The sequence below is a fragment of the Rathayibacter sp. VKM Ac-2856 genome, assembly GCF_013205055.1.
Lineage (GTDB): Bacteria > Actinomycetota > Actinomycetes > Actinomycetales > Microbacteriaceae > Rathayibacter.
Genome location: NZ_JABMLF010000001.1, coordinates 531,161 through 549,959, shown reverse-complemented (window position 1 = coordinate 549,959; position 18,799 = coordinate 531,161). Strand labels below are relative to the sequence as shown.

Sequence of the window (18,799 nt, the reverse complement as noted above, 5' to 3'; positions counted from 1 at the left end):
CCCGATAGCCTGAGCGCGTGGATTACGCGCTGCTCGGGGTCGTCGGGATCATCACCGTCGTCACGGTCGCGCGCTTCTCGAGCAGACTCGGCGTCGCGGCGCCGCTGCTCCTCGTCGTCATCGGGATCGGCGCGTCCTATCTGCCCGGTGTCCCGGACATCGAGGTCGAGCCGGAGCTGATCCTGGCCGGTGTGCTGCCGCCACTGCTCTACTCCGCCGCGATCCAGGTGCCGCTTGCCGACTTCCGGCGCAATCTCCGCTCGATCTTCGGGCTGTCGGTGCTGCTCGTCGTGGTCACGGCGCTCGTCGTCGGCTTCTTCCTCTACGCGCTGCTGCCGAACCTCAGCCTCCCGGCCGCGATCGCCCTGGGCGCGGTCGTCAGCCCGACCGATGCGGTCGCCGCCACCTCGATCGGCAAGAAGCTGGGGCTGCCCCCGCGGCTCGTGACCGTGCTCGAGGGCGAGAGCCTGGTCAACGACGCGTCCGCCCTCGTCCTGCTGCGCGCGGCCACGGCGGCGACCGCGGTGGTGGGCGCCTCGGTCTCGAGCGACGCGATCGACGTCGGCGAGGTCGGCGTGCTCTTCGTCTACTCGGTCCTGATGGCGATCGCGCTCGGACTCGTGATGGGGGTGCTGACCGTCTTCGTCCGCTCGAAGCTCCGCGACCCCGTCCTCGACACGGCGGTGTCGTTCGCCGTCCCCTTCCTCGCCTACATCCCGGCGGAGGAGCTCGGCGCCTCGGGCGTGCTCGCGGTCGTCGTGACCGGTATCTACACCGGGCACAACAGCGCGCGGTTCCTCAGCCCGCAGTCTCGGATCAGCGAGCGGGTCAACTGGCGGACCGCGCAGTTCCTGCTCGAGAACGGCGTCTTCCTGCTGATGGGCGCCGAGATCAAGGCGATCATCGGCGAGGTCGAGCCGGGCGGGGTCGGCGTCGACACGGCCGTCTACCTGGGCCTCGCGACGGTCGTGATCCTCATCCTGCTGCGGACCCTCTTCGTCTGGCCGCTGCTGCTCTGGCTGCGCGGCTCCGGCCGGCGGGCCGAGCGGATCAACCGGCGGCTCGCGGTCGGCGTGATGCGGCTGCGCAACAGCGCCAGCACCGACGAGCGGTTCGTCCGGCGGCAGCAGCGGGCGGAGCGGCTGTACCAGCGGCGCGAGACCGACCTCGCGGCGACCACGAGCGAGGCGTTCGGCTGGCGCGGCGGCGTCATCCTCTCCTGGTCGGGGATGCGCGGCGTGGTCACGCTCGCCGCGGCGCAGTCGCTGCCGGAGGAGACGCCGTACCGGTCGCAGCTCATCCTGATCGCCTTCACGGTCGCGGTGGTGACGCTGCTGCTGCAGGGGGCGACGCTGCCCGCCCTGATCCGTGTGACGGGGATCCAGGGGAGCGACGGCGACGCGGACCGCCGCGAGCTCGCCACCCTGCTCGACGAGGTGGCCTCGACGGGCATCCAGGCGCTGCCGGAGGCCGTCGACGAGCTGCCGGCGGGCAGCGTGGAGGAGCGGGTGCTGGAGCGGGTCCGCCGCGACACCCTCACCCGCTCGCAGGTGGCGTGGGAGCAGGTCGAGCGGGAGGACGACGCTCCGCTCGGGCCGCAGGGCCAGTATCTGCACCTGCGCCGCGCGGTGCTGGGCGCCGAGCGCGAGGCGCTGCTGGAGGCGCGCGGACGCGGGGTCTACTCGTCGCGGATCCTGCGGCGGGCGCAGCTGATGCTCGACGCCGAGGAGACGCGGCTCGAGATGGACGACTCCTCGCACTGAGGGGTTCGGAGCACTGACGCGCTGCGGCCGGGGCGCTCGTGCCGACCGGCGGACGGCGGCTCCTAGACTGGAGCAATGCCGCGCAGCAATCGACCCCGCGGACGCGGGCGCGAGGACGACGACGAGCAGCGCGACCTCTCGCAGATGCTCGCCGGCTGGCGCCGCACCGAGACGCGTCGCGGCCGGGAGTGGAACGTCCAGCCCGTCTCCTCGGCCCGCGCCGTCAAGAACTACCTCTGCCCGGGCTGCGGCCAGACGATCGACATCGGCCTCGCCCACGTCGTCGTCTGGCGCGGTGACGGCGCTCTCGGCGACGCGGCGGACCTCGCCGGCCGGCGCCACTGGCACACCCACTGCTGGCGGATCGAAGGAGCCCGATGACGCACGAGATCCGCGGAGGCGTCGTCCTCCCCGCCCGCCGCGAGGACGTCGAACTGCGCACCTCCGACGGGCTGACCCTCGTCGGCGAGCTGGCCGTGCCGCTCGACCGCGAGCCGGTCGCCACCCTGGTCACCCTGCATCCGCTGCCGACGCACGGCGGCTTCATGGACTCGCACATCCTGCGGAAGGCCGCGGCGCGGCTGCCCGCGCTGGCCGGTGTCGCGGTGCTCCGCTTCAACACCCGCGGCACGAGCTCGCCGCGCGGGACGAGCGACGGCGCCTTCGACGGCGGAGCGGCCGAGCGCGCCGACGTCGCCGCGGCGATGGCGCTGGTGGCCGAGCGCGGGCTGCCGCACCCCTGGCTGGTCGGCTGGTCCTTCGGGACCGAGCTGGCGCTGAAGTGGGGGAGGGAGCACCCCGTCGACGGCGCGATCCTGCTCTCGCCGCCCCTGCACCGGGCCACCGCCGAGGAGGTCGCGGCCTGGGGCGAGGACGGGCGGCCGCTCGTGGCGCTCATCCCGGAGTTCGACGACTACCTGCGACCGGACGCGGCCGCCGAGCGGTTCGCCTCGGTGCCCCAGCTCGAGCTCGTGCCGGTGGCCGGCGGCAAGCACCTCTGGGTCGGCGAGGCGCAGACGCGCCGCGTGCTCGACGAGATCGTGCGGGTCGTGGCGCCGGAGTCCTCGCCGCTGCCGACGGAGTGGGCGGGCGAGCTCGGCTGAGCCCGCCCGCTCCGGTCAGCTCCGCTTCGCGGTGCCGCTGTCCTTCGAGGCGCCGTTCTTCGAACCCGCGCCGTCCTTCGAGCCGCTGTCCTTCGAGTCGCCGTCGTCGTCCGACAGGCCGTCGATGTGGCCGATCAGGCCGCGCAGGCCCGTGACGTAGCCGGCGATCGCGTCGCGCTCGGTGCGGATCTCGTCGAGGCGGGACTCCGCGGTGTTCTGCAGCTCGCGGGTGCGCCGCTCGGCGTCCGCGATCATGTCGCGGGCGCGCTCGCGGGCGGAGTCGAGCAGAGCGTCCGACTCGTCCTGGGCGTCGCGGCGGAGCCGGGTGACGTCGTCGAGGGCGTCGCTGCGGAGCGCGTCGGCCTCGAGCCGCTTGTCGTTCGCGCGGCGGATCGCGTCGGCGAGCTGCAGGTTGGACTCGTCGAGGTAGCGCTGGGTCTGGGCCACGGCCTCCTGGTGGCGGAGCAGGTAGTCGCGGTCCGCCTCCTCCCGGCGGGCGGCGAGCTCGACGACGAGGTCGATCCGCGCCTGCTCGACCTCGCGCGAGAGCGCGGCGGCCTCGTCCGACGCGGCGGAGCGCAGAGCGGCGAGCTCGGCGTCCAGGAGCGCGACGGCCTCGGCCCGGTCGCGGGCGAGCTCGGTGCGCAGATCGGCGAGCTCGCGGGCGCCCTCGGCGCGGCCCGTCGCCAGCTCGGCGGCGAGATCGGCGCGGGCCGAGAGGACCTCGGCCTCGACGTCGGCGCGGGCGGCCAGGACCTCGGCCTCGACCGCGGCGCGCGCCTCGGCGACCTCGGCGGTCACGGCGGCGCGCAGGCGGTCGACCTCGGAGGCGACCTCGGCGCGCAGCAGCTCGTTGCTCTGCGCGAGGCGGGCGGCCTCGGCGCGGGCGACCTCGACCTCGCGGGCGGCGACGGCGCGCATCTCGGCGGCCTCGCGGCCCGCCTCGGAGCGGATCGCGGCGGCCTCGCGCTTGGCGGTCGCGCGGGTCTCGGCGGCCTCGGTCGCGACGGTGCCGCGGATCGCCGCCGCCTCGCGGACGGCGTCCTGGGTCATCACGTCGCGGTCGTCGGCGGCCTTGCCGAGGGTCGCCGCGGCCTGCGCCTCCGACTCCTCTCGGGTGCGGTCCGCGCGGCGGCGCGCCTCCGTCACGAGCCGCTCGGCCTCGTCGCGGGCGTCCTGAAGCAGGCCGTCGCGGTCGTCGCGGGTCGAGCGGCGCAGGGCCGAGGCGTCGTTCTCCGCCTGCGCGATGATGCGCTCCGACTGCTCCTCCGCCACGCGGAGCGTGTGCTCGAGCTTGGCGCCGAGGCCCGCGTAGGTGGGCGCGCCGACCTGCTGCAGCTCCTTCTCCAGGCCGTCGATGCGGGAGGCGAGGCGCTTGGCCTCGCGACCGCTCTCGGACGCCTGGGTGTTGGCGTGGATGAGCTCGCGGCGCAGACCCTGGATGGCCTTGTCGACCTCGTCCCGGTCGTAACCACGGAACACCTGGGTGAATTCGGCCTCGTCGCTTGCCACGTCGTCTCCTCCGGAACACGGCCGCGGTGGGGTCGCGGCACTCCAGGGAGTTTAGTCAGCGGGTGCCTCCCGGCCCGGGGCGACACCCGCTTCCCGCGCCGCCCGACGGTGCTCTCGGCCGATCCCTGGGTTCGATCCGAGCCATCCGCTAACCTGGACTGTCTTTGTCTGTTGCCGTCGCGCCCCGGTCCGGCCGTCACCGGAGCCGTCCCGGGCCGCCACCCCCGATCCGGCAACGCAGGAGGAGTTCTTTCGTGCGGTTCGTCTTCGCCATCATCGCCACCGTCTTCGCCGCGGCGCTCATCGCGCTCGGCATCGGTCAGCGGACCGTGTGGGCTCCACCCGAGTCGCTCACCGCCGAGACGGCGCTCGACTCCGCCGCCCCCTACGCCGTCATCGACGGCAGCACCCTCGGGGCCAACCCTGGTCGGCAGACGATCACCGTCGAGGGCGAGGGCGACCTCGTCATGGCGTACGCGCCGACCTCCGACGTTCTGGGCTGGGTCGGCGGCTCCGACTACGACCGGATCGACTACACGAGCACCGAGGACGGGGCCGACGCCCTGTCCGCCGAGCAGGAGACCGGGACCGCGCTCACGCTCGCCTCCGACGTCGCCGAGGCGGACGCCGCCGTCGTCGATCCGCGCGGCTCGGACCTCTGGCTCGAGCAGTTCGAGGGCTCCGGCAGCATCACCGTCGCGCTCGACCTCCCCGAGGACGTCTCGCTGATCGTCGCGACCGACGGCACCGCCCCCGCCGCGAGCGACATCCGCGTCAGCTGGCCGGTCGACACGGCCACGCCGCTGGCCGGCCCGCTGCTGCTCGGCGGCGCGGTGATGCTGCTCGTCGGCCTCGTCCTCTACATCTGGGCGTTCCTCCACCTCCGCCGTCAGCACGGCCCCCGGCGCAAGGGACCGCAGGGCAAGGTGCCGCGCGGCGTCCGCATGCCGCGTGCCCGGGCCGGCATCCAGTCGTCGATCGCCGCGCCCGCGCCGACGCGCCGTCGTCGCCTGCTCGTGCTGCCGCTCGCCCTCGGCACGACCGTGCTCCTCGCCGGCTGCAGCTCCGACTACTGGCCCGACCTCGCCGCCGGAGCCACGGGGACCCCGTCGGCGTCGGCCACCGCGACCGCCGGAGCGGACCCCGTCGCGGCCGAGCCGACCCCGGTCGTGACCACTCAGCAGGCGGAGGCGATCGTCGCCTCGGTCTCCGAGGTCGCCGCCGCGGCGGACGCCGCCCGCGACGCGAACATCCTCGCCGAGCGCTTCCAGGGTGAGTCCCTGACGGAGCGGAAGACGAACTACGAGGTCCTCTCGAAGGGCGGCACCATCGACCCGCCGCAGGCGATCCCCGCCTCGCCGGTCAGCCTCGTGCTGCCGCAGGACACCGACAGCTGGCCCCGCCTCGTCACGGCGGTCGTGCAGAACACCGCCGACGCGACCCAGGCGCCCATCGCCCTGATGCTCAGCCAGGCCAGCCCCCGCGTCGACTACAAGGTCGACTACGCGATCTCGCTCGAGGCCAACGCGCGGATCCCCGACGTCGCCCCGGTCACGGTCGGCACCTCGATCGTCGCGCCCGACTCCAAGCTGATGACGCTCGCGCCCGAGATCGTCGGGACCGCCTACGCGGACATCCTCGCGAACGGCGACTCCAGCCAGTACGCCGGCACCTTCTCGGCCGACGGCGACACGCTCCGCGGCCAGGTCGGCGTCGACAAGAAGAACGCCGACCGGGAGGCGCTGCCGGACACGGCGTCGATCGAGTTCACGAACGCGGCCGGCACCTCGCCCACCATCGCCCTCGCGACGAACGACTCCGGTGCGCTCGTCGCCGCGAGCATCGCCGAGACCGCGACCGTCCGCCCCACCGCCGAGGGGTCGACCGTGTCGACGTCCGGCGCCTCGCAGACCCTGCTCGGCATCGACAAGTCGACCACGGGGATCGCGACCACCTACGGTTATCAGTTGCTGTTCTACGTACCGCCCGTCGGATCGGAGGAGAAGATCGTCATGCTCGGATGGAGCCAAGGACTCGTCTCGGTGGTGCAGCTGCCGTGAGCACCCCCCTGCCCCCGCTGCCCGGAAACCTCCGCGGCGCCGTCGACCTGTCCACCCTGGTGAACCGGCGCACCCCGCCGGCCGCACCCGCCGCGCCCGCCGGCGGCGACGCCCCGCAGGGCTCGCCCGTCGCGAACCCGCTGCTGCTGTCGGCCGGTGACGCCGAGTTCGACCAGGTCGTCCAGCTGTCCTCGCGGGTCCCCGTGATCGTGGACCTCCGCGGCTCCTGGTCCGACCAGAGCCTGAGCATGACCGCCCTGCTCGAGAAGGTCGTGATCTCGTACGCCGGCGCGCTCGTGCTGGTCGGGGTCGACGTCGAGTCGAGTCCGCAGCTCGCGCAGGCGTTCCAGGTGCAGTCCGTGCCGACGATCGCCGCCGTCATCGCCGGCCGACCGGTGCCCATGTTCAACGGCCTCATCACCGAGGAGCAGCTGCGCGACCTGCTCGAGCAGGTCCTCCAGCTCGCCGCCCAGCAGGGCGTCACCGGCACCGTCCCGGTCGACCCGGGTGCGGCCGCGGAGCCGGGCGCCGAGCCCGAGGCCGCGCCGCTTCCGCCGCACCACCAGGAGGCGTACGACGCGATCGACCGCGGCGACTACTCCGCCGCGATCAGCGAGTACGAGACCGCGATCGCGCAGAACCCGCGCGACGACCTCGCCGTCGCCGGACTCGCCCAGGTCAAGCTCCTCGAGCGCCTCCAGGGGCGCACCCTCGACGACATCCGCTCGACCGCGGCCGCCGAGCCCGCGAACCTCGACGCGCAGCTCGCCGTCGCCGACCTCGACGTCTCCGGCGGACACGTCGAGGACGCGTTCGACCGCCTGCTCTCGATGTTCCCGCGCCTCGACGCCGACGGGAAGGCCAGCGTCCGCGCCCGCCTGCTCGAGCTGTTCGAGATCGTCGGCACGACCGACCCGCGCGTGAACAAGGCGCGGGCGCGGCTCACTGGGCTGCTGTACTGATCTGAATTACTGGGACGAGCGCGAGCGCTCGTCCCAGCGCAGTTGGCTGGGTCGGTGGGGGCGTTTCGTGGAGCGTCCTGCGGACGGCTCGCGAAGAACGCTGGCACGCGTTCTCCGCCGAACGCCTTGAAGGCGGTCGGCTGGTTCGGGGGACTCCACCTCCGGTGATCGTGCCTCCCGCGGGCGGTGGGTGGCGGGAAGGTCGGATCCCGAGGAAACGACCTCCCGTCTCCGTGAGACGTGACGCTCCTGCCCATGTTGGTCGAGTAGGCCCGGAGGGCCGTATCGAGACCCACGCTGTCGAGGTGGAGCCAGCCGTGGAGCCGATCCTGCTCGAGATCGCGGTGCGTCAGCCGCTGGCGCAGCCGCGGAATGTCAGCTGTGGCAGGGGTGCTCGGAGCGGGGCGCCGCGATGGTGCGGCGGTGCTCGAGGACCTCGCGCGCCGCGGCGGAGAGCTCCAGTCCGGCCGCGTCCGCGTCGTCGCGCAGGGCGAGGAACGCCAGGTCGGCGGAGATCCGCAGAGTCGCGCTGAGGAAGCCGACGGCCTGGAGGATGCTCGCCTCGGCGTCCGTCACGTCCGGCAGGGACGCCACCCAGGAGACGAACACCCCGTCGCGAGGATCGTCAGGCACGGTGACCGTCGCGGCCGGCCGGCGGGCTGCTGATCTGCGGAGACATCGAGTCCAGTGTCACTGAAACGGTGACATCGCGGAAGGCGCCGTGCCGACGAGGATCGGAACCGAGCGCACCCGCGCGCAGGACGCGCGGACCGCTGCAGCTCCCGGCGATCGGCGCGGCGGTCGGCAGACGCACTGCGAGCACCGCGTCGGCTCCGGCCCGCTCCGCAGCAACGGGGCGCTCCGATGAGGGAGGAAGCGCATGGTGGTCGTCCTGTCGCCGGGGTCCTGGGCATGATCGGAAGATGCTGTTCCGACTGAGAACGTAACTTCTCGTCCGATCACTCCGGCTCGCCGTGCTGTCCGTTCAGCGCACACCTGCCGGTCGCGCTCAGTCGTCACCGCCCGTCTCGTCGTCCGGAGCGCCGACCGCCTTCGACTCCGGTGAGCCGCGCTCGCGGAGACGGACCGAGAGAGCGGCCATGCTGCCCACCGCGAGGAACTCGGACTGCCAGTTCTGCAGCGTGCGGTTCCAGAAGTCGGAGCACGCGAGGTACTCGCCCCACGACAGCGGCGCCGACAGGTCCGTCAGCTGCTGCTCGTCGTAGGCCACGTGCCCCGCGACCGACTGGGCGAGCCAGGATCCGACGAAGACCGTGCCCATCACGAGCAGGAGCGAGTGCGAGTACAGCCACCGCCGCAGGCCGCGCGGGAGCTTCGCGGGGCGGGGCGAGGACTCCTCGGCCCACCGTCCCATCCGCTGCTCCTCCTCCGTGGCCCGGCCCGCGTCGTCCGGGGTCTTCGACTCGGAGGAGCCGCGCTGCACGAACCAGACCGTCGCGGCGATGTAGAGGAAGAACTGCAGGTACTCCGACTGCCAGTTCTCGGCGACGTCGGCGGAGAAGCTCGACGAGGTGAGGTACCGCAGGTAGGTCACCGGCTCCAGGCCCGCCACGCGGAGGTCGTCGAGGTACACGAGGAACCCCGCGATCGACTGGCCGGCGACGGACAGCAGGAAGAGGGCGCCGAAGACGAGCGTCAGCCCGTTGTCCCGCAGGAAGCGGCGATCGGCGGAGCGCTCGCGCTCGGCGCCGCGCGGCCGGGTCGCGGTGCTCATCGGTGCAGCAGCCCCACCGCGAGGAAGAAGACGAGCCCGACCGTGAGGAGGATCAGGCAGCCGGCGAACACAGCGCGCATCACGAACCGTCGATCACGCAGTCGTAGGGGGAGTCCTCGCCGGTGGCGGTGCAGCCCGCCGCGCGGATCCGCCAGCCGTCACCGCTCGCCGCGAGGAAGACGGTGTCGCCCTCGAGCGCGACGACGGCGGCCTGCCCGTAGGCCTCGGCGCGGGGGTCGGCGCTCGAGGCGGGATCGAGGCCGAGGGCGAGGATCGCGTCGGCGCAGGTCGCGGCTCCAGCCGCCACGTCGACGACCGCCTCGGCCGCGCGCGGGGTGAGGGCGGCGCAGGCCGCGGCGCCGTCGCCCGCCGCCAGAGCGTCCGCGAAGGCCGCCGCGGTGCTGCCGGCCGCCGTCGTGTCGGGGGTGAGACCGGCGCAGCCGCAGACGGGCAGCACGAGGGCGGCGAGCAGCAGGGCAGCGCTCCGACGCGACGCCGGACGGGTGTGCGTGCGAGTGCGGATGCGGGACAACGGACGACCTCCTCGCCGGGTGTGACTCCGGCGATCAGGACGCTAGCCCTGCCGCGGAGTCGCCCGCGAGGATCTTGACAGCGGCGCGGGGACGGGCTCTCACTCCGAGGAGCGCGTCCTCACGGGCGGTAGAGCGCCCACTCGTCGCGCGGCAGCTCGCGGAGCTCGTCCACCACGCGCAGCCGCCAGATCGCCGGAGTCTGGCTCTCGAGACGACCGTGCACGGTCTCGCTCGTCCAGCCGTCGCGGGTGCGGGTGTACCGGATGAACCGCACGTGCCGACCGTCGAGAGGTGCGCCGCTGATCGCCATTCCCCGATCGTCCCGGATCGGCGGCGCGGTTATCCGCTCTTGACAATCACGCGGGACGACGGGCGATCTGCCGGCCGGCACGACCTTCGGCACAGCGCTCGACGCGGCCTTCGCCGACGACGAGGCGGCGCCCAGCCGCCCGGTACCACTGCGCGCAGAAGACGATCACGACGACAGCCTCCAGCCACGCGCCCGCGGTGTACATCAGCTCGGCGCCCGCGCGCACGTCGGCGGGCGCGAAGACGGCGGGCGGCGTCGCGTAGAGCTGCTTGGCGAGGATCGCGTGCGACGCCATCGCGACGACGAGCGCGACGGCCTGCGTCACCCGGGCCGGCGGGTGCGGGCGGGGATCGATGCCGATGATCGCGGCGGTGACGAGGCAGCCGGCCAGGAGGAAGTGCGCGATGAGCAGGGCGTGCAGCAGCGGCGCCCCGTGCATCGCCTCGAGCACCGGCGTGCGGTGGATCAGCCAGAGTCCGCCCGCGCTCAGGACGGTCGCGGTGATCGGGTGGGCGAGCACGCGGGCAGGCGCGCTGCGGAGCAGGCGAGAGAGGCGCCGCGCGGGGATCGTGCTCAGCGTCCGCAGCGCGAGGGTGACGGGAGCCGCGAGGACGAGGAGGATCGGCGCGAGCATCCCGGCGAGCAGATGCGCCCCCATGTGCGCGGTGAAGCTCGTCCGGGCGGCGTCGGCGAGCGGATCGACCGCGGCGACCGCGGCGCAGGCGACGCCGCCCGTCCACAGCACGACCCGGTGCAGAGGCCAGGAGCGCCCGCGGCGACGGGACACCTCGACGGCGCCGACGTAGGCGAGGACGGCCGCCGCCGCGAGCAGGAGCAGGATCGGCTCGAGCCCGACGCCCGCGCCGTGCGCGTGGGCGGGGGAGTCGACCGCGGGAACGGTCACGACCCGGCGCCGCTGCGGACCGCGACCCTCCTCGCCCGCACGAGCAGAACCGCCCCGGCGAGGATCAGCACGACGGCGACGATGTTCCAGGCCAGGTCGTAGGGCAGCAGGTCGTCGACCGCGCGGATCTGGTGGAGCCCCAGCAGCTTGTGCTGGATGGTGCCGTCGTAGAGCTGGAACGCGCCGGCGCCGACGAGCACCGCCCCGATCCAGCGCATCGGCTCCAGGGCCCCGCGGCGGCGGAGATCGGCGAAGAGGAAGAGCGCGCCGATCGCGGCGAACCAGCCGACGGCGTGGAAGATCCCGTCCGAGACGAGCCCGAGCTCGGTCGTGCCGAGGTCGTAGAAGTGGTGCCAGTGCAGCAGCTGGTGGAAGACGGTCTCGTCGATGAACGCCGCGAGGCCGAGTCCGAAGAGCCCGCCCGACCAGAGGTTCTGCCCGGTGCGCGACCCCCGGGCACGCTCGGGCGGGTCGACTGCTCGGGAGGCGGGAGTGCGCGATGCGGTCATCCCTCGACGATCCCGTGCCCGCGACCCGGCCGGGCAGGGGGTTGCCACCGGCCAGGCCGTCGGGGCGGATCGGCCGCCGACCCCTAGGGTGAGCGGATGAGCACCGCCGCCCTCTCCCCGAGCGCCCGATTCCATCAGCGCTTCCTCGTCGAGCAGCGGGAGATGACGGCGCCCGCCCGCCGCCGTCTGATGCGCGCGGGCGGAGGGTCGGTCGCCGTCGGGCTCGTGCTCTTCGCCGCCCTGATCGTCCAGGTCGCGACGGACTCGGGCCTGGCCGCGCTCGACCCCGCGGTCTCCGAGTGGTTCCGCGCGAAGCGCTTCGCCGAGGGGACCGTCGTGATGGACACCCTGGCCACGGTGTTCGGGCCGGTCTTCCTGCCGATCATCATCCTCGGCGTGCTCGTGCTGTGGATCGCGCTCGCGCGGCACCTCTGGCGCCCGCTCCTGCTGGCGGGCGGCATGGTGACCGGCATGCTCAGCGTCCAGCTCGCCGCGCATCTGGTGCAGCGGATGAGGCCGCCGGTCGAGTACATGCTCCTCGGCGCCGACGGGACGTTCTCCTTCCCCTCCGGGCACGTCACGGGAGTCTCCGACTTCTTCCTGATCACGACGTTCCTGCTCGCGTCCCGCCGCTCCTCGCCGATCTGGGCGATCGGCGGCTTCGCCCTCTCGCTCGGGATGATCGCGGGCCAGGTGGTCGCCCGGCTCTACCTCGGCTACCACTGGCTGACCGACACCCTCGCGTCGGTGGCGCTCGCGCTCGTCATGCTCGGCTCGGTCGTGCTCATCGACACCTGGCGCACGGCTCGCGTGCGCCCCGCCTCGGACTGACCGGCCCCGAGCCGCGCCTCCCCGCGCCAACGACGACGCCCCCGGCCGCAGGACCGGGGGCGTCATCGTCGAGGCAGGGTGTCGTCAGCCGCCGACGGCCTGGCGTGCGCTGTCGAGGCCGGAGGAGAAGGCCTCCGCCGAGCTCACGTTGCTGGACTCCAGCTCGACCAGGGCGCCGGAGAGCGCCGCGCCGATCACGCCGGTGTCGGGTCCGTTCACGAACGAGGGGAACTCCTCGACCGAGCTCGCGATGACGTCGCCGATCCGCGAGTCGCCGAAGAACGGGTCCGTGTAGGCGCGGACGCTCTCGCTCTCGAGGGCGGCGGTCGCCGCGGGGAAGGTGCCGGACGTGGCGAAGTGGTCCTCCTGGCCCTCGGCCGACATCATCGTCTCGATGTACTGCCAGGCCGCCTCCGGGTGCTCGGCGCGGGCGGGGATCGCGATGACGCTGCCGCCCCAGTTGCCGCCGACGCCGGGGACCGTGGTGACCCGCCAGTTCCCGGCGGTGTCGGGGGCGTCGGTCTTGATGCCCTGCAGGATCCAGGAGGGGGCGATGGTCACCGCGAAGGCGCCGTTCGCCCGCCCGGGTCCCCAGCCCGACGAGAACGCGGCGATGCCGGCGCTGATGCCCGCGTCGTGCGCGCGCACGGCCGTGTCGAAGGCCTCCTCGATCTGCGGGTTGCTGTCGTAGACCAGCTCGCCGTCGGGGGAGTAGTACTTCTCGGTCACCTGGTTGACGGTCGCGTAGAAGACGCTCGTCTCGACGTTGTCGACGAACGGCTTCCCGGTCGCGGTGGTGTACTTCTCGCCGGTCTCGACGAAGCCGTCCCAGTCGCTCCAGAGCGCGGCGACCTCGTCGGGGTCGGTCGGCAGCCCGGCCTGCTCGAACAGGTCGGCGCGGTAGGCGAAGCTCAGTCCGCCGACGTCGGTCGGGATGCCGACGACCGAGCCGTCCGCCGCGGTTCCGGCGTCGGCGGCCCACTCCAGATAGGAGGCGTCGAGGTCGCCGCCGCCGAGCGTGCGCAGGTCGACGAAGTTGGCGCTGTTCTCGACGAAGCGGGGGAGGTCGTCGCCCTGGATCATCACGAGGTCGGGCACCTTCCCACCGGCGAGGGCGGCGGTGAGGGCGGTCGCGGTCTCCTGCGACGAGCCGACCTCGGTCAGCTTGACGCTCGCGTCCGGCTGCTTCGCCAGGTACTCGCTGACGTTGTCCTTCGCCTGGATGCCGGTGAAGGACCAGAACTGGACCTCGGCGTTCGGATCGTCGGACGCGCCGCCGCCTCCGCCGGAGGAGCAGCCGGTCAGGGCGAGGGCGACGGTGGCGGCCGCGGCGGCGGCGGTCAGAATTCTTCTTCTCACGGGGGAGTCCTCTTCGTCGGGGAGTCGCGTGGTGTGCCCGCCGGCGGGCGGGAGAACGATCTCTCCGTCGACGCTAGCCCGTGCTCCGCGGACTGTGCAACACGTGTCGGCCTCGTGAGAGTTCGATCTCCCGCGCCGTGTCGGTCGCGTAGCCCCGAAGGGGCGGATTCAGTCCCGCCGCCCCTCCTATGCCGGTCGAGTAGCCCCGCAGGGGCGTATCGAGACCCACCGTCGCCCGTGCTCAGGTCTGCAGGCCCCGCGTCTCTGCTCCGGTGGATCTCGATACGCCCGCTCTGCGGGCTACTCGATCAGCATGGCCGGGGCTCCCGGGCGCACGGGAAAGGCGGGCGGAGGGACGCCTGTCGCGTCCGCTCCGCCCGCCTTCGGGCGTGCAGCGGGGTCAGTCCTGGTGGCGCAGGTAGAGGGCGCCGAGTGGGGGCAGGATGAGCTCCGCCGAGGCGGGGCGGCCCGCCCACGGCTCGTCGCGTGCCTCGACGGCGCCGAAGTTGCCGATACCGGAGCCGCCGTAGATCTCGGCGTCCGTGTTCAGCAGCTCCTCCCAGCGGCCCGCCTCGGGGAGGCCGACGCGGTAGGCGTGCACCGGCGAGCCGGAGAAGTTGACGATCACGGCGACCGAGCGACCGGCCTTGTCCTTGCGGAGGAAGGAGATGACGTTCGGCGCCGCGGCCCCGCCGTCGATCCACTCGAAGCCGGCCTGGTCGTTGTCGAGCTCGTTCAGCGACGGGACCTCGCGGTAGACGCGATTCAGCTCGCCGACGAGGCTCCACAGGCCGCGGTGGCTCGGCTGGTCGAGGATCCACCAGTCCAGCCCGCGCTCCTCGGACCACTCCGAGTACTGCCCGAACTCCTGGCCCATGAAGAGCAGCTGCTTGCCCGGGTGCGCCCACATGAAGGCGAGGTAGGCCCGGACGTTCGCCAGCTGCTGCCAGTGGTCGCCCGGCATCTTCTGCACCAGCGAGCCCTTGCCGTGCACGACCTCGTCGTGGCTGATCGGCAGGACGAACTGCTCGCTGAACGCGTAGACGAAGGAGAAGGTGATCTCGCCCAGGTGGTACTGGCGCCAGAGCGGGTCGTTCGCCATGTAGCGCAGCGAGTCGTTCATCCAGCCCATGTTCCACTTGAGCCCGAAGCCGAGCCCGCCGGAGACGGTGGGCTGGGTGACGCCGGGCCAGCTGGTGGACTCCTCGGCGATCATCATGATGCCGGGGTTGAGCTTGTAGGCGGTGGCGTTCACCTCCTGCAGGAAGCTGATCGCCTCGAGGTGCTCGCGGCCGCCGTACTGGTTCGGCAGCCACTCGCCCTCCTTGCGGGAGTAGTCGAGGTAGAGCATCGACGCGACGGCGTCCACGCGAAGTCCGTCGACGTGGAACTCCTCGAGCCAGAACAGCGCGTTCGCGACGAGGAAGTTGCGGACCTGGGTGTGCCCGAAGTCGAAGACGTACGTGCCCCAGTCCATCTGCTCGCCGCGGCGCCAGTCCGGGTGCTCGTAGAGCGGCTCGCCGTCGAAGCGGGCGAGGGCGAAGTCGTCCTTCGGGAAGTGCCCGGGCACCCAGTCGACGAGGACGCCGATGCCGGCCTGGTGCAGCCGGTCGATCAGGTACTTGAGGTCGTCGGCGGTGCCGAAGCGGCTCGACGCGGCGTAGTAGCCGGTCACCTGGTAGCCCCAGGAGCCGCCGAACGGGTGCTCGGCGAGCGGCATGAACTCCACGTGCGTGAAGCCGAGCGCGGTGACGTACTCGATCAGCGGATCCGCGAGGTCGCGATAGCCGAGACCGGGCTTCCAGGAGCCGAGGTGCATCTCGTAGACGCTGATCGGCTGGACGTGCGGGTCGACGCTCGCGCGCTTCTCCATCCACGCGGTGTCGTCCCACCGGTGGTGCGAGACGGCGACGCGCGAGGCGGTCGCGGGCGGCACCTCGGTCGCGCGCGCCATCGGGTCGGCCTTGCGCACCCACTGGCCGTCCCGCGAGAGCAGGTCGAACTTGTAGGACGCGCCGGGCTCGACACCGGGGAGGAAGATCTCCCAGACGCCGGTGACGCCGAGATTGCGCAGGGCGTGGCCCTCGCCGTTCCAGTCGTTGAAGTCGCCGACGACGCGGACGGCCTGAGCGTGCGGGGCCCAGACGGCGAACGAGGTGCCCCAGACGCCCTCGTGCTCGCGGTGCCGCGCACCGAGCGCCTCCCAGAGGCGCTCGTGCCGGCCCTCGCCGATCAGGTAGAGGTCGAAGTCGCCGACGGTCTTGGAGAAGCGGTACGGGTCCTCGGCGCTCCAGGTGGAGCCGTCGCCGTAGTGCGCCTCGACGGTGTACGCCTGCGGATCCTCGTCGTGGACGCCCTGCCAGATGCCGTCGTGGAGGTGCTCCAGCTCGACGCGGACACCGCCCGCGAGGACGGCCGTCACGGCGTCGGCGAGCGGGCGGCGGACGCGCACGACGGCGCCGCCGCCGGGGAGCGGGTGCTGGCCGAGGACGTCGTGCGGGAGGGCGTTGCTGCCGGTCGCGAGCTGCTGGAGGACCCACTCGGGGAACTCGGGCAGCGCGTCGACGACGGAGTCCTCCGCCGGGGCGGCGGGGGAGTCGACCGGAGCGACGGGCTCGGGCGGCAGGAGCGGCGCGGGCTCCGGAGTCACCGGCTCCGCCGCGTGTGCTCCGGTCGTCGTCGCCGAGCTCGTGCCCGTGGTGACGACGGTCTCCACGCGCGGCTCGACGCCCGCCGACTCGGCCGGGCTCCCGCTCTCCGCGGGCACGGGGTGCTCGGCGGGAGCAGCGGCGTCCGCGGGTCGCACGGTCTCCGCCGGGCGCATGCCCTCGTTCTTGTCCTCGGGAACCGTCATCGTCCGTCCGCCTTCACGCTCAGGATGTGCACGGGCTCGACGAAGGAGTCGAGCCGCACGTAGTTGTCGCTGCCCCAGGTCCAGACGGCGCCGGTGATCAGGTCCTCGACCTCGTAGGTCGCGCTCCAGTCCAGGCCGAGCGACGGCAGATCGATGTGCACCGTCGTCTCGCGGGCCGAGTGCGGGTCGGTGTTGACCACGACGAGGAGGGTGTCGTCCGCTCCGGTGCCCGTGAAGGCGCGGTCGAGGTGCTTGGAGTAGACGATGATCGCGTCGTCGTCGCTGCCCTGCACCTGGAGGTTGCGGCGCTGCACGAGGGCCGGGTGCGCCCGGCGGATCTCGTTGAGCCGCGTGATGTAGGGGGCGATCGTCGCGCCGGACTCGTCCGCCGCGGCCCAGTCGCGGGTCTTGTACTCGAACTTCTCGTTGTCGATGTTCTCCTCGGCGCCCGGGCGCGCGACGTTCTCGATCAGCTCGTAGCCGGCGTAGACGCCCCAGAGCGGCGAGGCCGTCGCGGCGAGCGCGGCGCGCACCTTGTACGCGGCGCGGCCGCCGTACTGGAGGTACTCGGTGAGGATGTCGGGCGTGTTCACGAACAGGTTCGGCCGCATGTAGTCGGCCGTCTCGTGCGAGATGCTCGTGAAGAACTCCTCGAGCTCCTCCTTCGTGTTGCGCCAGGTGAAGTACGAGTAGGACTGCTGGAAGCCGACCTTGCCGAGCGCGCGCATGATCGCCGGGCGGGTGAACGCCTCCGCCAGGAAGACGACCTCGGGGTTCTCGGCGTTGACCTCGTGGATGATCCACTCCCAGAAGTCGAGCGGCTTCGTGTGCGGGTTGTCGACGCGGAAGATCTTCACGCCGAGCGAGATCCAGTAGCGGAGGACCCGCAGCGCCTCCTGGCGGATGCCCTCCGGATCGTTGTCGAAGTTGATCGGGTAGATGTCCTGGTACTTCTTCGGCGGGTTCTCCGCGTACGCGATCGAGCCGTCGGGGAGCGTCGTGAACCACTCCGGGTGGCTGGTCACCCAGGGGTGGTCGGGCGAGGCCTGCAGTGCGAAGTCGAGCGCGAGCTCGAGACCCGCGGCGGTGACCGCGTCGTGGAAGGCGGTGAAGTCCTCCACCGTGCCGAGGTCGGGGTGGATCGCGTCGTGCCCGCCCTCGGGTGCGCCGATCGCCCACGGCGATCCGGGGTCGCCCGGTCCGGCGTTCAGCGTGTTGTTCGGGCCCTTGCGGAAGTTGCGGCCGATCGGGTGGATCGGCGGGAGGTAGAGCACGTCGAAGCCCATCGCGGCGACGGCCGGGAGCCGGTCGATCGCGGTGCGGAACGAGCCCGAGGTGACGGTGCCGTCCTCGTGGCGGACGGCTCCCTCGGACCGGGGGAAGAACTCGTACCAGGCGCCGACGCCGGCGCGGGTGCGCTCGACGTGGACGGTGCGCGGCTCGGAGACGCTCGCGAGGCTCATCACCGGGCGGGCGGTGAAGGCGCCGTGCACGGCCGGGTCCTCGGCGGCGGCGAGGCGCGCCTCGGGGGAGAGCGACTCGTCGGCCACGGTGGCGGCCGCGTCGGTCAGCAGGGAGCGCTCGGCGTCCGAGCGGCTGTCCTGCTCGGCCGCGGTGCGGAGGAGGCCCTCGCCGATCGCGAAGGTGACGGCGATGTCCAGACTCGCGGGGATCTTCACCTCGGCGGTGTGCAGCCAGGTCGCCCAGTCGTCGGCGAACGCGCGGATCCGGTAGGTCCAGTCGCCCTCGTCGTCGAGGAGGACGAGGCGCCCGTAGCGGTCGGTGCCGGTGGCGATGAGCGCCATTCGGTGCTCCGACTCGGCGCCGGCGGGGGAGGTCAGCAGCAGGTCGACGCCGATGAGGTCGTGTCCCTCGCGGAACGCGGTCGCCGCGAACGGGACGACCTCGCCGACGAAGGCCTTGGCCGGCCAGCGGTCGTCCTCGAGCCTGGGCTGCGGGTCGATGATCGGGATGCGCTCGGCGCGCACCCGGTAGCCGGAGCCGGTGGGAGCCGACTGCTCGGCGGCCGGAGCCGGAGCGTCGGGCGACTGCGCCGCCGAGCCCGGAGCGACGGGCGCCTGCGCGGCCGTCGCGGGAGCCGCGGAGTCCTGGGAGGCGGGGGCCGCGGGAGCCTCGGCCGCCGGAGCCGGACTCGGCGGAGTCTGCTCCGCCGGTGTCTCGTCCCGGGCCGCACCTCCCCGAGCCGCTCGTCGTGCGTCCTTGCCCTGCGAAGCCTTGCCGAAAGGTGTCATAGCCACGTCACGACAGTAGCGACCGCCGGTGCCTTTGGCACGCCGGTTGCGGAGCCGCGCGCGCCTGTGCAAAAGGCGCCCGCGCCACCGTCGCCGGCGCTCGCAGGCACTC

At 72.9% G+C, this 18,799-nt stretch carries 16 protein-coding genes; 6 read left to right on the top strand and 10 right to left on the bottom strand.

The annotated features are described in order from the left end of the window. The first annotated feature begins 17 nt into the window (after positions 1 to 17). From HQQ82_RS02525 to HQQ82_RS02515, 3 genes are all read left to right on the top strand, one after another. Positions 18 to 1,763: a sodium:proton antiporter gene (locus HQQ82_RS02525; protein WP_173231507.1), complete on the top strand. Its 1,746-nt coding sequence runs from the start codon at positions 18 to 20 to the stop codon at positions 1,761 to 1,763. Positions 1,764 to 1,838: 75 nt separating this feature from the next. Then, a complete protein-coding gene (locus tag HQQ82_RS02520) occupies positions 1,839 to 2,144 on the top strand; it encodes a hypothetical protein (RefSeq protein ID WP_173231506.1) in 306 nt (101 codons plus the stop codon). Continuing rightward, the gene (locus HQQ82_RS02515; RefSeq protein ID WP_173231505.1) at positions 2,141 to 2,866 is read left to right on the top strand and encodes an alpha/beta hydrolase; all 726 of its coding nucleotides are present in this window, start codon (positions 2,141 to 2,143) and stop codon (positions 2,864 to 2,866) included. Before HQQ82_RS02520 ends, HQQ82_RS02515 begins: the two co-directional genes overlap by 4 nt. Before the next feature lie 15 nt (positions 2,867 to 2,881). Here the strand turns inward: HQQ82_RS02515 and HQQ82_RS02510 are convergent, their stop codons facing one another. Continuing rightward, entirely contained in the window at positions 2,882 to 4,378 is a 1,497-nt protein-coding gene (locus HQQ82_RS02510) for a DivIVA domain-containing protein (RefSeq protein ID WP_173231504.1), read from the bottom strand. 254 nt (positions 4,379 to 4,632) lie between these two features. Between HQQ82_RS02510 and HQQ82_RS02505 the strand changes: the two genes are divergently transcribed. Both HQQ82_RS02505 and HQQ82_RS02500 read left to right on the top strand, forming a co-directional pair. Next, positions 4,633 to 6,438, top strand: a complete 1,806-nt coding sequence (locus tag HQQ82_RS02505; RefSeq protein ID WP_173231503.1) for a hypothetical protein — start codon at positions 4,633 to 4,635, stop codon at positions 6,436 to 6,438. Further along, positions 6,435 to 7,400, top strand: a complete 966-nt coding sequence (locus HQQ82_RS02500; RefSeq protein WP_367947780.1) for a tetratricopeptide repeat protein — start codon at positions 6,435 to 6,437, stop codon at positions 7,398 to 7,400. The genes HQQ82_RS02505 and HQQ82_RS02500 overlap by 4 nt, the downstream gene beginning before the upstream one ends. 375 nt (positions 7,401 to 7,775) lie before the next feature. On the opposite strand, the gene HQQ82_RS02495 is transcribed toward HQQ82_RS02500, so the two are convergent. The 6 genes from HQQ82_RS02495 to HQQ82_RS02470 form a co-directional block, all read right to left on the bottom strand. Then, entirely contained in the window at positions 7,776 to 8,033 is a 258-nt protein-coding gene (locus tag HQQ82_RS02495; RefSeq protein WP_173231501.1) for a hypothetical protein, read from the bottom strand. A 376-nt stretch (positions 8,034 to 8,409) separates the two neighbouring features. Continuing rightward, on the bottom strand, positions 8,410 to 9,135 hold the full coding sequence (locus HQQ82_RS02490) for a DUF6766 family protein (RefSeq protein ID WP_173231500.1): 726 nt from the start codon (positions 9,133 to 9,135) through the stop codon (positions 8,410 to 8,412). 79 nt (positions 9,136 to 9,214) lie between these two features. Continuing rightward, positions 9,215 to 9,667, bottom strand: coding sequence for a hypothetical protein (locus HQQ82_RS02485; protein ID WP_173231499.1), 453 nt, complete (start codon positions 9,665 to 9,667; stop codon positions 9,215 to 9,217). A 119-nt stretch (positions 9,668 to 9,786) separates the two neighbouring features. Continuing rightward, positions 9,787 to 9,978 (bottom strand): hypothetical protein, encoded by a 192-nt coding sequence (locus HQQ82_RS02480; protein WP_173231498.1) that lies wholly within the window; start codon positions 9,976 to 9,978, stop codon positions 9,787 to 9,789. Between the two features lie 46 nt (positions 9,979 to 10,024). Beyond that, a complete protein-coding gene (locus tag HQQ82_RS02475; protein WP_173231497.1) occupies positions 10,025 to 10,882 on the bottom strand; it encodes a cytochrome c oxidase assembly protein in 858 nt (285 codons plus the stop codon). Continuing rightward, positions 10,879 to 11,391, bottom strand: coding sequence for a DUF2243 domain-containing protein (locus HQQ82_RS02470; RefSeq protein ID WP_173231496.1), 513 nt, complete (start codon positions 11,389 to 11,391; stop codon positions 10,879 to 10,881). Before HQQ82_RS02470 ends, HQQ82_RS02475 begins: the two co-directional genes overlap by 4 nt. A gap of 96 nt (positions 11,392 to 11,487) precedes the next feature. Here HQQ82_RS02470 and HQQ82_RS02465 point away from each other — a divergent pair, with 96 nt between their 5' ends. Further along, positions 11,488 to 12,222: a phosphatase PAP2 family protein gene (locus tag HQQ82_RS02465; RefSeq protein ID WP_173231495.1), complete on the top strand. Its 735-nt coding sequence runs from the start codon at positions 11,488 to 11,490 to the stop codon at positions 12,220 to 12,222. Positions 12,223 to 12,306: 84 nt separating this feature from the next. Here HQQ82_RS02465 and HQQ82_RS02460 read toward each other — a convergent pair whose 3' ends face one another. The 3 genes from HQQ82_RS02460 to HQQ82_RS02450 form a co-directional block, all read right to left on the bottom strand. Beyond that, positions 12,307 to 13,581, bottom strand: a complete 1,275-nt coding sequence (locus HQQ82_RS02460) for an extracellular solute-binding protein (protein WP_173231494.1) — start codon at positions 13,579 to 13,581, stop codon at positions 12,307 to 12,309. 400 nt (positions 13,582 to 13,981) lie between these two features. Further along, positions 13,982 to 16,435, bottom strand: a complete 2,454-nt coding sequence (gene glgB / locus HQQ82_RS02455) for a 1,4-alpha-glucan branching protein GlgB (RefSeq protein WP_254071165.1) — start codon at positions 16,433 to 16,435, stop codon at positions 13,982 to 13,984. Then, on the bottom strand, positions 16,432 to 18,687 hold the full coding sequence (locus HQQ82_RS02450; RefSeq protein ID WP_173232291.1) for an alpha-1,4-glucan--maltose-1-phosphate maltosyltransferase: 2,256 nt from the start codon (positions 18,685 to 18,687) through the stop codon (positions 16,432 to 16,434). Before HQQ82_RS02450 ends, glgB begins: the two co-directional genes overlap by 4 nt. Positions 18,688 to 18,799 lie beyond the last annotated feature (112 nt).

Bases quoted from the DNA above. Each gene is read 5' to 3' on its own strand.
- HQQ82_RS02450 (WP_173232291.1), bottom strand. From the start codon at position 18,687: ATGACACCTTTCGGCAAGGCTTCGCAGGGCAAGGACGCACGACGAGCG.
- HQQ82_RS02490 (WP_173231500.1), bottom strand. From the start codon at position 9,135: ATGAGCACCGCGACCCGGCCGCGCGGCGCCGAGCGCGAGCGCTCCGCC.
- HQQ82_RS02465 (WP_173231495.1), top strand. From the start codon at position 11,488: ATGAGCACCGCCGCCCTCTCCCCGAGCGCCCGATTCCATCAGCGCTTC.
- HQQ82_RS02515 (WP_173231505.1), top strand. From the start codon at position 2,141: ATGACGCACGAGATCCGCGGAGGCGTCGTCCTCCCCGCCCGCCGCGAG.
- HQQ82_RS02520 (WP_173231506.1), top strand. From the start codon at position 1,839: ATGCCGCGCAGCAATCGACCCCGCGGACGCGGGCGCGAGGACGACGAC.
- HQQ82_RS02480 (WP_173231498.1), bottom strand. From the start codon at position 9,978: ATGGCGATCAGCGGCGCACCTCTCGACGGTCGGCACGTGCGGTTCATC.
- glgB (WP_254071165.1), bottom strand. From the start codon at position 16,435: ATGACGGTTCCCGAGGACAAGAACGAGGGCATGCGCCCGGCGGAGACC.
- HQQ82_RS02470 (WP_173231496.1), bottom strand. From the start codon at position 11,391: ATGACCGCATCGCGCACTCCCGCCTCCCGAGCAGTCGACCCGCCCGAG.